Raw genomic sequence first — 12,659 nt, forward strand, 5'->3', positions numbered from 1 at the left:
GTCAATCATTTTCACCGGCAAAAATATCACTTATATTAATACCACCTCCCTCTCACCGTTGACCTGATTTCTGACGAGATATAATGGACGCACTTATGTTTTTCAATCATAATTTGTCACGTAGCGATATATCCGTTCGATATGTCTTCCAAAAAATGTTTTCACCTCTCGGGGCGCTTGTCGCCGTTGAGTGCCTGAGCCGCTTTGACCATATCCCTGTTTCTCCAGAAGAGTTATTTCGTTATGCCAATGCGGACTTACGGGAAAGTATCTTTATGGAACAACTGGCGTTAATAGAAAAACATAAAGCGTGGTTTATAAAAAACAATGTTTCTGCCACGATTAACGTTGACGACCATATACTCAGCGTCCTGCTACGGCCAGAAGTGAAAGCGAAAGTCAAAGCACTGGGCTGCGTTCACTTTGAACTCACGGAAAACTCTAACGAACTGTTGAATAACTCTCTCGCCGCCTGGTCTGATTCCCACAGCTCCTTACTCTGGCTCGATGACTTTGGCGCTGGCTACGCGGGAATTAACGCGATTCGCGGCTATCATTTTGATTATGTCAAAATCGACAGAAACTTCTTCTGGCATTTAATGCAAAAAGAGTCTGGTCGGCCATTGATGGATGCGCTGGTCACCTTCCTTTCCCGTAACCAGCATAATGTGATTATTGAAGGCGTCGAAAGCGAAGCGCATAAGAAATGGTTGCAGGGTATGGAGTGGTTTGCCATTCAGGGGCATTACTGGAAAGAAGTCAGTATTGAACAACTGGTCAAAGAAGAGATTACGGTTTAAAAAAGAGAAAAAAATGCCGGAAGACTCCGGCATCAAAACCAACCTTCACACGCAAGAAATCAGTTATACACTAACTCCCAGGTTGCCCAACTGGTCAACGGGCCACTAGTCGCTTTCTCCGGCGCTGGCGTAACGTAACCGATGTAATAAGTAAACACACCGCCGCTTACCGCTTTTTCCACCAAAGGCACCCGGTTTTGCTGCGGGTCAGCCGGAACAATTTTATTGCTTTTATCCAGCGTATTATTGTCGTTGGTCGACAGCGCCAGAAAAATATGGCTGGCCCCATCCGCTCGTGTATTCGCCAGATAACCGGCATTTTCGTTGCCGACGGTATTGACTGTGAATCCATCAATCCAGCGCACACTTACCGTGCTGATCTCATCGTTATTCGCAGCGCCACCATCATGACGTAACTGACAGTTCGACAATTCCAGGGTGAAGGATTGCGGTTTCATAAATGCGCCCGCGCCACGGGCATGTACTTCCGCCAGGCTTACCGGAGCCAGCCAGACGCTACCGCTGCCCGCATTGTTGCCCCCGTTGAGCGCCACGCTACAGGAAATATCCGTCACTCGCCCTGCGAAGTCCACCCGTCCGCTATCGTAATTGGTTTCAAATCCCCACGCTGAAGAGGCGACAAGCATTCCGCTTATCAGGGTCAACTGAGTGAGTCGTCTGATATTTTTATACTGTGCTGAATCACGCATACCCACCTCCCGAATTAATCGTACGTCAGGTTAAAGATCATGTGCGACTCCACCTCACCGGTACTTGTGGTCGATGCGTATTGATAGAAGCGTGCACGATAAGGCAATGTAATGTAACGGGTTTCCTGGGTCTGCAAGGTGCCGATATTATATTTCTTGCTAAATTCCAGCGGGGTGCCATCTTTCAGTACCTGGACGCCAATCCCTTTCGCCGCAGCGTTTCCGCTTTTTTCGTTGATGAGCACGCCCTGAGCGGCAGTGGTGCTTGTCGCCAGGTTGCCGGAAAATGTCGTATGGATATTGGCGAAACCGGATTCACTTACGCCGCCGCTGCACTGCAACTGGATATTAAAATCTTTACCTCCCGCCGTGGTGCCAACGCCATTCAGATCGCTGCGCTTAATCGTACCGATATCAACGTTCATATTCTTACCGCTTAACACGGTACAGGAGGGCGAGACGACGGTGATGGCATTGGCGCTGAGGAACGTTTCAAGGATCGGGTTACTGCCGTTTTCCCAGTCATAAGAGGTATATTTCCCCGCCGCCAGGGTGCCACTGCCGGTCACGCTCGCAGTTTTAATCACTTCCAGCGTAAAACGGGAACCTTCCAGTGAATAACTGGTCTGCCTGTTGGCATAGGAGGAGTAGACATCCGGGTAGACAATATTGACCGTTGCGCCACCGCGACTAAAACGCAAGCCGATGCCGTCTACGTTTGTCGAATAAATTTTATTCCCCAGGTCGGTGGCTCCGGGCACGACAATTTTCGCCGCAAAACGGTTAGTACCGGCTGAACAGCTATAGCTTGCGCCACCCGACGCCGACATTGTCCAGTCACGGGACACAATCACTGAGCCCACCGGCAGATCCGGCGGAACAACCACTCGCCCGATGGCCATGTCTAATGTCACCGTCGGCTGTGAAAGGCGCGAGCAGAAAGCCCATGCCGACGTTGTCCCCAGCGCCATTAATCCAATAAAAAGCGTCAGTCTTTTACTCAGCGACATAGCGTTTCCTTTGTTTTTGCCTGACTCAGATCCACCGTACATTGCCCGCCATTCCACTTAACCGTGGCCTTTGACGCGCTGGCGTCGCTGATAAACATCATGCTGCCCTGCCCCACAACACCGATCTCTTTTCCGCTCGGGTCAAAAATCGTGGCGGCGAACGGTAACGGCAGGCCATTCGCCTGGCGCGCCTGCACCGTGATGTTGTTTTGCACCGTGGTATTGAAGGCAACTTTGACTACGCTCCCCTCCCACGGCACAACCTGCGCCACGGTACGATCGAAAGCGATATCGTCATTACTGCCTTTCGGGTCAATTTCAACGGCGTTAATCCGGTAAGGTCGCAGATACGGCAGAATGGCGTAGCCGTTGCTGTCAATGCGGGTTCCCGGCGAACCTGGCAACATGGCGCCTGCGGCATCTTTCGCTTCGATCAGCGCCATCGTGGTGCCGCTTTCCGGCGAGAACACCACGCCGTGCTGATGGGCAATCAGCGTCCCGCTGGCGCCCAGACCGCTCTGACGATACCCTGCGCCCTGACTATAACTGCCGTTCAGCGTGGTCCACGGGGTACGATAGCTGCCGTTCAGCGCCACATCGTGCTGACCTCCGGTCGCGGTGGTGGTCGATACGCCGTAGTTGAGGTTGTTTTCACTGTCCAGCGAGCCGTTGACGCCAATCTGCGAGATGGCGAAGTGCGAGTTGTTGAACGAGGTATTTGACGTCAGATTCGCGGTGCGATTCTCGCCGAACCACAGCGGGTAGCTAAAGTTGAGCGAAACGCGATCGTCGCGACGATGACCGGAGCTGTCCGGCGTATAGACGCGCTGAGCGCTGACCGACCATGAGAGACGACCGAACATATTGTTATAGCTGAGCTGATACTGCTTCTCCGTGCCTGAACGGTTCCAGTAATCCGAAACCCGACCGCTTAAGTAGAAACCGCCCCAGCCGTCCGGCAGGTTCTGGTTTACGGTAAAGGTCATGCTGTTTTTCTGTCGCCACACGGTGTAGTTGCTGTTGTGGTTCTTTTCCTGATCGACGGCGTACAGCGCGTCGTTCAGGTTGTAGTAGCCTTTGGTGGAGTAACGATACGCCGCCAGGACAATACTGGTCTGCGTTTCGGTGAACATGCGGTTAAAGGTGGCGCGGTAGCTCTGACCATGCTCGTCAAGGGTATCGCTCTTCAACCGCGAATGGGTGACATCGAATGACAAGGCGCCGACGCCGGTATTCATCCCGGTTCCCAGCAGGAATGCCTGATAGTCATCAAAACCGGTCACGCCAGCATAGCCGGTGAACAGGTTATTTAAGCCCTGTTGCCAGGTCGCCTGGTAGAGCATCGGCTTATTGCGCAGCGAACTATCATCAACCTTACCGGCAGAGAGCGCATAGCGGGTCATCCCCGGACGCAGTAATTGCGCTACCGAGGCATAAGGCACGCTGAACACCTGTACCGAGCCATCGGCTTCTTTTACTGAAACCTCAAGGTCGCTGCCATAGCCGGAAGGGTAAACATCCTGTAACGTAAACGGTCCCGGCGGCACGGTGGTCTGATAGATAATATTGTTGCCCTGACGTACCGTCACCAGCGCGTTACTTTGCGCCACGCCGCGAATTTCCGGGGCGTAGGAACGCATACCGTCCGGGAACATATTGTCATCGGTCGCCAGATTTACCCCTCGCAGGCCGATGGTGTCGAAAAACTCACCGTTGGTAAAAATCTGCCCACCGCTGACAATCGAGTTAATTTGCGGAATCGGACGTTGCAGGTAGGTCTGGTTGCTGTTCCAGTGCGCCTTCCCCTGCTGCTGTTGCCAGTTCAGGTTACCAATGTGTTTGAGCAGCCAGCCGTCCCAGGAAAGACCCGCGTTAACGCCAAGATAGGCGCTGCTGTTATCTGACCCGTTGGCCGATGACGTGTGGCTGTTCCAGGCGTTAGCCATCCAGCCTAAATTCAGCGCCGCAACGCCTTTATCCCAGAACTCCGGGCTGACAAAATTCTTAAAGCGCTGATCTTCGTAGATTTGCGGTACGGAAATATCCAGCCTCAGAGAGGACTGAATCAGGTTGTCGCTGACATTTTCTTCGTTACGCCACTCTTGCAGTCGTCCGCAATAGCCCTCTTTCGCGCTAAGCTGTGGGTTAAATTTTTCTGGCGAGATACCGTATTGCATCAGCATCGCTTTGGTGTAGCAGACGCCCATTTTGCCGTCTTTTCCACGGGTGATATTCAGGTCGTAGCGGCCTTTCCACTCACCATTGGTATACACATCAAGTGAGTAAACGCCCTCGGAGATAGCGCTCGTGGAAAAGCGCGACAGATCGACCTTTTCGCGACTGCCGACAATAAAGCCATCGTTAAACTGATAAACCGTTCCTGGGTTTTCCTGGCCGCTTGAAAATGGCGGAAAGCAGTACAGTGCAATCGCAATTGCCGTACTTAATCTTTCCGGGCGGATTGACCTCTGCTTCATGATCGTTTCCCTTATTTAACGGCAACTTTCACTGCGACATCTGCGCCATAGTCATTAATGTTGTTAACAGTCAGGGTCTCGCCTTTGTTCACTGTCGAGGAGAGCGCGATAGTCTGACTGGACTGTGGGGCAAACATCACCGTTTTGCTGTTCAGCGCTTTGCCGCCGTCACGAGAGATACGGCTTACGGTGATATAAAAAGGCGTGGGATTGTTGACGGACAGGCTGCTGCCGTTGGCGGAAAGCACCAACTTTTCCGCCGCCGCATCACGGTTGCCTAATCCATTCGGACGATAGATAAACTTAAAGCGAGAACGAATCGCCAGTTGCAGAATATTCTGCCCTTCATTTTTCTGGTTAGCCTCTACCGGCGGAATTTCCAGAAGGTTCAGCCACCATAATGTCTCTTTATCTTTAGCGAGCCCTGCATTGCTGCCGAGCTTAATACGCAAAGTCTGACCGCTTTTAGCGTCAACGCGGGAAATAGGTGGTGTAATAATAAATGGCGTAGTAATCGTATCCGGCGTTGCATCGGCATTACCGTTATCCAGCCAGGCTTGTGCCAGTGCCGGACGATCTGCGGTATTAGAGAGCTGCACCGTTATTTCTTTTTCATTTCCTGGATAAATAAAGCGGGTGCCATTAACAATAATGTTATTAGCATTAGCCGCAAAACTAAAAATGAAACAGAAAAAAAGGGCAATAAGCTTCATGCTGACCTCTGAATAAAAAAATAAGCGGCAGCAGCGGCCGCTTTATTATTGTTTTATACCGCCCCGGCGCGAGGCGGTTTTATCTCTCAGTCGATATTACTGGTAGGTAATTTCGTAAGTCGCATAGCTATTGACCACACCGGTTGTCACGCTGTCAGGCGTGCTGGTGGCATAACCAACATAGTAAGTGAAACGCGCGCCATCCTGAACGGCAGTCGCGTCGCCAGTCGCTTTCGGTTGAGCGGCGTCGCCCGGGATGATTTTCTTGGTCAGCGCGGTGGCGTTGTCGGTAGACAGAACCAGCTGGATATTCTTCGCGCCAGCCGCTTCCGTATTGGCCAGGTAGCCCTGTTGTTTGTCGGAAGCGCCCGCCAGCAGGTTGCCGCCGGTCCAGTTCACACCCAGTTTGCTCACGTCATCTTGTGGATCACCATTCGTCGCCTGGCAGTTAGAAACATCGATGGTGAAAGATTTTGGTTTCAGATAGGTATCCGCAGTCGCAGCTTTAACTTCCGTTAACGTTACCGGAGACAGATAAACATTAGCATCGCTGCCCTGGCCGTTTACGGAAACAGTACAAGATACGTCGGTAACTTTACCGAAGAAATTAACCTGACCGCCGCCGACATTAGTATCAGCAGCATTTGCCGCAGCCATGCCAAAAAATGCAGTCGCGATTGCAGCAGAGAGAAGAACCTTTTTCATTGCCATTTCCTTGTCAGAGTGAATTAAGTATCAATGAGCAAACAGTGAGTTCACACAAAAATCAGAAGCGATATGCGATTCTTACTTGTGCGACTGTTAATAGAAACTTCGACTGACCGGAAGCTGCTATATTTAAGGTATCAAAAACGAACTCGATAAAAACTCGTTGATGCTGTCGGCGTCAAAGAATGCTATTTCGGAGTCAAATATACATTTTTTCATATCTTGATTGAGGCCGTTTAACAGGATTACACCTATTAATCCTCACCTGAAAAATAGAAAAATCCACTCAATGGCATATTGCTATCTTAAAACTTCTACAATTTCTCTCTGTACTGCCTGTCAGTGCTTCACCAATATTGCCAAATAAGATCACCGGTTAAATTTGCGGCGAACCCGGCAAAGAGAAGCCGTTATTCTCCGATCATAGAACGGAAAGCCAGAGGTTTGTTGCCGATCGCAAAGCGTAAGTGTTCCACGACGCTGAATTGTCCTGTTCTGGAAAAATCGGAGGAGGATGATGGCGAGAAGCATACCCGGTGAATATACCAACACTATACCAAGTGTGACGGGGGTCGTTGAAAGGGAGTGAACTAAGTGCTTGAATAGTGGCGGAGAGAGGGGGATTTGAACCCCCGGTAGAGTTGCCCCTACTCCGGTTTTCGAGACCGGTCCGTTCAGCCGCTCCGGCATCTCTCCGTTCTGGTGGTTGCCATGATGCCAGGTAATTTGGCATTTTAACAGACCCTGTTCCTGCAATTTTGTTCAAGTGACGAGTTTGCGAGCAAAACGATGATTAAGTGGCCCTGGAAAGTACACGAAACAGACCAGAATGCAGCCTTGCCGTGGGATGACGCCCTGGCAATTCCCCTTCTGGTCAACCTGACCGCGCAAGAGCAAGCCAGATTAATTGCGCTGGCCGAGCGTTTTTTACAGCAAAAAAGGTTGGTCGCTCTTCAGGGATTTGAACTGGATGCGTTGAAAAGCGCGCGTATTGCGCTGCTTTTTTGTCTCCCGGTGCTGGAGCTGGGCATCGAATGGCTCGATGGCTTCCATGAAGTGCTGATCTACCCTGTGCCTTTTGTTGTGGATGATGAATGGGAAGATGATATTGGTCTGGTGCATAACCAGCGCGTTGTCCAGTCCGGGCAAAGCTGGCAGCAAGGCCCAATAATTCTGAACTGGCTTGATATCCAGGACTCCTTCGATGCGTCCGGCTTCAATCTGATTATCCATGAAGTGGCGCATAAACTTGATATGCGCAATGGCGACCGGGCCAGCGGCATCCCGTTGATTCCTCTGCGCGAAGTGGCCAGTTGGGAGCACGATCTCCACGCGGCCATGAACAATATTCAGGATGAAATTGATCTTGTGGGCGAAACCGCATCCAGCATTGATGCTTACGCAGCAACCGACCCTGCTGAATGCTTTGCGGTTCTGTCAGAATACTTCTTCAGCGCCCCGGAACTGTTCGCCCCGCGTTTCCCGGCATTGTGGCAACGTTTTTGTCAGTTTTATCGCCAGGACCCCTTACTGCGACTGCGTGATAACCCAGAAGAGGACAATATACCGACATCACACGTCCATTAAATCGCGGTTTTGAAGATTAATTAACCAATTGAAATGACGTGCGAATTTTACTGTTGACACGTTACAGCGCGGTCAGTATTATTCGCCTCGTTCACACGATTCCTCTGTAGTTCAGTCGGTAGAACGGCGGACTGTTAATCCGTATGTCACTGGTTCGAGTCCAGTCAGAGGAGCCAAATTTAGAAAAGCCCGCTTTTTAGCGGGCTTTTTGCTTTATATCTGATAATCAATGACCGCCTCATCCGACTCCATCACCTGCCGCTTAATATCTTCGACAGACAGCCCCGCATTACACAACTCAATAAACCGCCAGACGTAGTTGCGCTGTAACTGTCCGCGCTTCAGCCCCAGCCAGACGGTATTGGCATCAAATAAATGTCGGGTATCAAGACGCGTCAGCGCCCCCTCTTCCTGCTCGCCGCTGGATTGCTCGGCGACCAATCCAATCCCCAGCCCCAGAGCAACGTACGTTTTGATCACATCAGAATCCTGAGCGCTCAGGACAATATCCGGCAACAACCCTTTGCGGGAGAAGGCTTCATCAATACGGGAGCGCCCTGTAATGCCCTGGCGATAAGTGATTAGCGGCCAGTGCGCGATCGCTTCCAGCGTCAGTGGCGAGGTCTGCACCAGGGGATGATCGCGAGGTACTAATAAACTGTGGTGCCAGCGAAACCAGGGAAAGGCCACCAGCAACGGATCATTACTCAGACGCTCACTGGCAATGCCGATATCCGCGCCACCGTTTTGCAACAGCCCCTCTATCTCCTGCGGCGTGCCCTGAATAAGCTCCAGTCGGACTTCCGGGAAAATCTCGCGAAAGGCTTTGATCACTTCCGGTAAACTATATCGCGCCTGGGTGTGCGTCGTGGCAATGGTCAGTACGCCAGATGTATCATTGGTGAACAGGTCGGCCAGTCTGCGAACATTGCTGGCCTCATTCAGGATGCGCTCGGCAATGACCAGCAGCGCCTTACCCGGTTCTGTCATCCCGAGCAGGCGCTTGCCGCGCCGGATAAAAATTTCAATACCGAGCTCATCTTCAAGCTCGCGAATATGCCGACTCACTCCCGACTGAGAGGTATAAAGCATATTGGCGACTTCAGTCAGGTTGTAATCCTGACGGGCCGCCTCGCGGATGATTTTAAGTTGCTGGAAATTCACGCTTCGCTCCGAAGACATCAGACATGACGCTATTGTTAAAGTCTGAAGCCCGGCATAACAAATAATAAAAACCTGCATCTTATACCGCGATGGAATAACGCTTAGCTCACCAGCAGAAGCTCACGGTTTTCCAGCATAGGGCGGCTCACCAGCGACATCAGGATCTCTTTCACTGCCTGTGCCTGCGGCGTCAGACTCCCCCTCGCCGACATATTCAGCGACAGCGGTAAACTCATCGACGGCGTGGTGATACGCGCCATCCAGCCATTTGCCGCGCCGCTTAACGATCGGGCTGCCGACTCCGGTAACACCGTCACCCCCATCCCACTGGCGATAGCCGCTGTTAATGTCGCGATGGATTCGATTTCACCAATCACTTTTGCGGTCAATCGGCGTAAGGAAAAGGCCTCATCCACGCGCGAACGAACGGCGCTATAGTCGCGAGGAAGGAAAAGATTCATCTCCGCAACCGCCGTTAAATCCACGCTCGGCCCAGGGCAATCCCGGGTTCCCACCAGAAAAAGATCTTCTTTCAGCAGCGGCTGGCTGGTAATACCGGCCACCGGAGAACGCTCGTAAAGAACCGCCATATCAAGTTGGCCACTGAGTAATTTATCATTCAGTACCACCCCGCTGTTTTCATGCAGGTAGACCAACACCTCTGGCAATTCCGCCCGCACGGCCTGTAGCAGCGGCATCGTCACCGACGAGGCAGCCGTTCCCGGCGCCAGACCAATAGACACCTGCCCCCTCAGCGTTTGCCCGACGTTATTAACCGCCAGCTGTGCCTGTTCACACTGACGCAAAATCGTTCGCGCATGGGTATACAGGATTTTTCCTGCTTCAGTCGGCGTCACGCCGCGCTTTGTCCGAATCAACAATTGCTGATCCAGTTCCCCTTCCAGCGTAGCGACCTGCTGGCTGAGTGCGGGTTGCGCAATGTGTAATACTTCCGCGGCCTGCGTCAGGCTACCGATGTCGACGATTTTCACAAAGTATTTCAGTCGTCTGAAGTTCATTTTGCCTCCTGTCAGGAATACCAGTCATGATACTGGCTGTCATGTTATGGAGGATTTTGCAAAAGGCTTGCCAGTTTCTGGCCGACGCTAATTTTTATGCTAACCTGCTGTCAAATAAGAGAATGTGATTACAAGACAACGTTTTTAACGTTAACAACAGTTTCCGATCTGCCCCATAAGAGGTACGTTTGCACCAGAATGGCGCAAAATAGCGGCAGAATGAAAGATCATCGCTTTGTTGATTTTGTCAGCAAATGAACGCGCAATCGCATTTCACCCTTTGACAATGCTCGTGGGCGTCGTTAATATGCGCCCCGTTCACACGATTCCTCTGTAGTTCAGTCGGTAGAACGGCGGACTGTTAATCCGTATGTCACTGGTTCGAGTCCAGTCAGAGGAGCCAGATTTAGAGAAGCCCGCTTTTTAGCGGGCTTTTTGCTTTTCTGTACTCCGAACAACCACAATCAGGTATACGTTCCAGCCGCTTACCGTTTCTGGCCGTCATATTGACGACGTTCTGGCGAGCAACACAATAATAAACAAACCGCCAATACCCGCCGTAATAATGCCGACAGGCAGTTCCTGCGAGGTCAGCAACGTTCGGCTGACAATATCGCCGCCGCACAACAGCACTGCTCCCCAGACACCACAAAGAGGCAGCAACAGCAGATGCTTAACGCCAGAAAAGTACCGACACAGATGTGGCACCATCAGCCCAACAAAGCCGATCACTCCCGTCAGTGCCACTAAGAAAGAGGTCGCCAGCGCGCAGCACAGGAAAATTTCCATCCGCAGGCGGCTGACGTTAATCCCCAGCGATAACGCCGTCTGCTCACCGGCCAGCATGCCATCCAGCGCACGCCATCGCAGCAGAATAAAAGCGCTCAGTAATATCAGGCTCAGTAAGGCGAAAGGCAGATTGCCCCAACTGGCTAATCCCAGGCCGCCCAGTGACCAGAACAGCACGGAACTGGCGGCACGTTGATCGCCAGAAAAAATGAAATAGCTGGTTAACGCGCCAAACAGAAAGGAGATAGCAAGCCCACTGATAATTAACTGCTCAGCCCCGCGTTGCTTTTTGAAGTGGAACAGTAACATCACTGCCATAGCGGAGCAGATCCCACCAACAAATGCCGATACGGGGAGCGTCAGCGTGCCAAGCTGATTGCCGAATCGGGTAATGACCAGTACCGCGCCCGCCGATGCGCCCGATGACAACCCGAATAAAAACGGATCGGCAAGATCATTACGTGTGGTGGTCTGCAACAATGCGCCCACTATCGCCAGCCCTGCCCCTGTAAGTACAGAGAGCAGCGTCCTCGGCACGCGTAAGTCAATCACAATTCTGCTGACCATATCCGATACCGGCACATCTGCAATCCCTATCGCCCCCAGCACCTGCAACAGCGATAACGAAACAGCGCCTTTGGCAATACTGAGTAACATTAATCCTGCCAGTACCACCACCGCGCTCCACATCGCCCAGTGGTAACGGTACGAAGTGAAACTCATTGTGCAGCCGTCTGATACATGGCCCGAGCCAGTTTTTCTACTGCTTTGACATTCGCAGGGCCTGGCGTCAGTTCAGCATATTGCAGCTTCAGATAACGTTGGTGTTTCACCGCTGGCGTGAGTTTCATCAACGGGTGATTTTCCAGGAAGTGACGAAGCTCATCAGCCCCACTTCCCGTTTGATAATCCAGCAGAATGATAAAGTCCGGCTCAGTGGCAGCCACACTTTCCCAGGAAGTTGTGCCCCAACTGATATCCAGCGCCTCCATCGCATTTTTACCACCAGCCGCTTCGATAATGGCGTCAGGCATCGCGTATTTCCCGCTGGTAAAAGGTTTATCCTCTCCCGAATCATAAACAAACACGCTTAATGGTCGGGTTCCTTTCGGCGGTTTGGGCAGCGCCTCCAGCGTCTTTTTCCAGCGATTAACCAGCGCCCGAGCGTCATCTTGCTTACCAAAAATCTTCCCCAGCGTCAGTACGTCATTATAAAGTAGATCCATACTGGCTTTACGCTTATGCGCGGCAGTAAAGACGCAACTTTCGCTCAGAACAAAAGTCTTGATGCCATATTTATTGAGTGAAGAAGGCGTCACTTCCCCCCCTACTTTCATGCCATAATTCCAGCCTGCGAAAAAGAAATCTGGATTAACCGCCAGCAATGTTTCCAGAGAGGGATATTTCGGTGCCAGTTCAGGGATCGACCCCATTGCTTTTTTAAATTCCGGCGTCATTTTGTACCACCCGCTGATACCGGTCAGACCGACGATACGATCCTGTAAATTCAGAGCGAACGCCATTTCAGACATATTAAGGTCATTAATAATCGCTCGCTTTGGCGCTTCCGTGAACGTCACGGGTGTTCCACAACTCTCTATGGTGACAGGAAAATCCGCAGCCTCTACTGCCGATACCGACAAAATAGCAACCATGCCTGCAAGCAATTTTTTCATCACAAT

Annotated in this window: 11 protein-coding genes and 3 tRNA genes; 4 read left to right on the plus strand and 10 right to left on the minus strand. The window is 51.6% G+C overall.

Features of this window, described 5'->3' with window-relative positions; translation table 11 throughout:
- Positions 1 to 83: 83 nt before the first annotated feature.
- Positions 84 to 800 (plus strand): cyclic-di-GMP phosphodiesterase MrkJ, encoded by a 717-nt coding sequence (gene mrkJ / locus OGY62_RS12220; protein ID WP_286459969.1) that lies wholly within the window; start codon positions 84 to 86, stop codon positions 798 to 800.
- Between the two features lie 59 nt (positions 801 to 859).
- On the opposite strand, the gene OGY62_RS12225 is transcribed toward mrkJ, so the two are convergent.
- The 6 genes from OGY62_RS12225 to OGY62_RS12250 form a co-directional block, all read right to left on the minus strand.
- Positions 860 to 1,510 carry a fimbrial protein gene (locus OGY62_RS12225; protein WP_052194470.1) on the minus strand — a complete coding sequence of 217 codons (651 nt, stop codon included), beginning with the start codon at positions 1,508 to 1,510 and terminating at the stop codon, positions 860 to 862.
- Between the two features lie 14 nt (positions 1,511 to 1,524).
- Positions 1,525 to 2,520 carry a fimbrial protein gene (locus OGY62_RS12230; protein WP_114848159.1) on the minus strand — a complete coding sequence of 332 codons (996 nt, stop codon included), beginning with the start codon at positions 2,518 to 2,520 and terminating at the stop codon, positions 1,525 to 1,527.
- On the minus strand, positions 2,511 to 4,997 hold the full coding sequence (locus tag OGY62_RS12235) for a fimbria/pilus outer membrane usher protein (RefSeq protein WP_200073664.1): 2,487 nt from the start codon (positions 4,995 to 4,997) through the stop codon (positions 2,511 to 2,513). The genes OGY62_RS12230 and OGY62_RS12235 overlap by 10 nt, the downstream gene beginning before the upstream one ends.
- An 11-nt stretch (positions 4,998 to 5,008) precedes the next feature.
- Positions 5,009 to 5,710 carry a fimbrial biogenesis chaperone gene (locus tag OGY62_RS12240; protein WP_012131866.1) on the minus strand — a complete coding sequence of 234 codons (702 nt, stop codon included), beginning with the start codon at positions 5,708 to 5,710 and terminating at the stop codon, positions 5,009 to 5,011.
- 96 nt (positions 5,711 to 5,806) lie between these two features.
- Positions 5,807 to 6,415, minus strand: a complete 609-nt coding sequence (locus OGY62_RS12245) for a fimbrial protein (RefSeq protein ID WP_153257679.1) — start codon at positions 6,413 to 6,415, stop codon at positions 5,807 to 5,809.
- 609 nt (positions 6,416 to 7,024) lie between these two features.
- Positions 7,025 to 7,114 (minus strand) — tRNA-Ser (locus OGY62_RS12250).
- Positions 7,115 to 7,207: 93 nt separating this feature from the next.
- On the opposite strand from OGY62_RS12250, the gene mtfA reads away from it, so the two are divergent.
- Positions 7,208 to 8,005 carry a DgsA anti-repressor MtfA gene (mtfA, locus tag OGY62_RS12255; protein ID WP_012131863.1) on the plus strand — a complete coding sequence of 266 codons (798 nt, stop codon included), beginning with the start codon at positions 7,208 to 7,210 and terminating at the stop codon, positions 8,003 to 8,005.
- Between the two features lie 100 nt (positions 8,006 to 8,105).
- Positions 8,106 to 8,181 (plus strand) — tRNA-Asn (locus OGY62_RS12260).
- A 37-nt stretch (positions 8,182 to 8,218) separates the two neighbouring features.
- Here OGY62_RS12260 and cbl read toward each other — a convergent pair.
- Together cbl and nac are read right to left on the minus strand one after the other, a co-directional pair.
- A complete protein-coding gene (gene cbl / locus OGY62_RS12265) occupies positions 8,219 to 9,169 on the minus strand; it encodes an HTH-type transcriptional regulator Cbl (protein ID WP_024130225.1) in 951 nt (316 codons plus the stop codon).
- Between the two features lie 101 nt (positions 9,170 to 9,270).
- Positions 9,271 to 10,188, minus strand: a complete 918-nt coding sequence (gene nac / locus OGY62_RS12270) for a nitrogen assimilation transcriptional regulator NAC (protein WP_047462844.1) — start codon at positions 10,186 to 10,188, stop codon at positions 9,271 to 9,273.
- Positions 10,189 to 10,515: 327 nt separating this feature from the next.
- Between nac and OGY62_RS12275 the strand changes: the two genes are divergently transcribed.
- A tRNA-Asn gene (locus OGY62_RS12275) sits at positions 10,516 to 10,591 on the plus strand.
- A gap of 98 nt (positions 10,592 to 10,689) precedes the next feature.
- Here the strand turns inward: OGY62_RS12275 and OGY62_RS12280 are convergent.
- Both OGY62_RS12280 and OGY62_RS12285 read right to left on the minus strand, forming a co-directional pair.
- Positions 10,690 to 11,700 carry a FecCD family ABC transporter permease gene (locus tag OGY62_RS12280; protein ID WP_286459973.1) on the minus strand — a complete coding sequence of 337 codons (1,011 nt, stop codon included), beginning with the start codon at positions 11,698 to 11,700 and terminating at the stop codon, positions 10,690 to 10,692.
- Positions 11,697 to 12,653 (minus strand): ABC transporter substrate-binding protein, encoded by a 957-nt coding sequence (locus tag OGY62_RS12285; protein ID WP_286459974.1) that lies wholly within the window; start codon positions 12,651 to 12,653, stop codon positions 11,697 to 11,699. Before OGY62_RS12285 ends, OGY62_RS12280 begins: the two co-directional genes overlap by 4 nt.
- Between the last annotated feature and the right edge of the window lie 6 nt (positions 12,654 to 12,659).

Origin of the sequence: Citrobacter sp. CK198 (assembly GCF_030333295.1) — a bacterium.
GTDB classification, from domain to species: Bacteria; Pseudomonadota; Gammaproteobacteria; order Enterobacterales; family Enterobacteriaceae; genus Citrobacter_B; species Citrobacter_B koseri.

What these genes read in the sequence shown, in the direction of transcription:
- mrkJ (WP_286459969.1), top strand. Translation starts at nt 84, where the DNA reads ATGGACGCACTTATGTTTTTCAATCATAATTTGTCACGTAGCGATATA.
- OGY62_RS12225 (WP_052194470.1), bottom strand. Translation starts at nt 1,510, where the DNA reads ATGCGTGATTCAGCACAGTATAAAAATATCAGACGACTCACTCAGTTG.
- OGY62_RS12230 (WP_114848159.1), bottom strand. Translation starts at nt 2,520, where the DNA reads ATGTCGCTGAGTAAAAGACTGACGCTTTTTATTGGATTAATGGCGCTG.
- OGY62_RS12235 (WP_200073664.1), bottom strand. Translation starts at nt 4,997, where the DNA reads ATGAAGCAGAGGTCAATCCGCCCGGAAAGATTAAGTACGGCAATTGCG.
- OGY62_RS12240 (WP_012131866.1), bottom strand. Translation starts at nt 5,710, where the DNA reads ATGAAGCTTATTGCCCTTTTTTTCTGTTTCATTTTTAGTTTTGCGGCT.
- OGY62_RS12245 (WP_153257679.1), bottom strand. Translation starts at nt 6,415, where the DNA reads ATGAAAAAGGTTCTTCTCTCTGCTGCAATCGCGACTGCATTTTTTGGC.
- mtfA (WP_012131863.1), top strand. Translation starts at nt 7,208, where the DNA reads ATGATTAAGTGGCCCTGGAAAGTACACGAAACAGACCAGAATGCAGCC.
- nac (WP_047462844.1), bottom strand. Translation starts at nt 10,188, where the DNA reads ATGAACTTCAGACGACTGAAATACTTTGTGAAAATCGTCGACATCGGT.
- OGY62_RS12280 (WP_286459973.1), bottom strand. Translation starts at nt 11,700, where the DNA reads ATGAGTTTCACTTCGTACCGTTACCACTGGGCGATGTGGAGCGCGGTG.
- OGY62_RS12285 (WP_286459974.1), bottom strand. Translation starts at nt 12,653, where the DNA reads ATGAAAAAATTGCTTGCAGGCATGGTTGCTATTTTGTCGGTATCGGCA.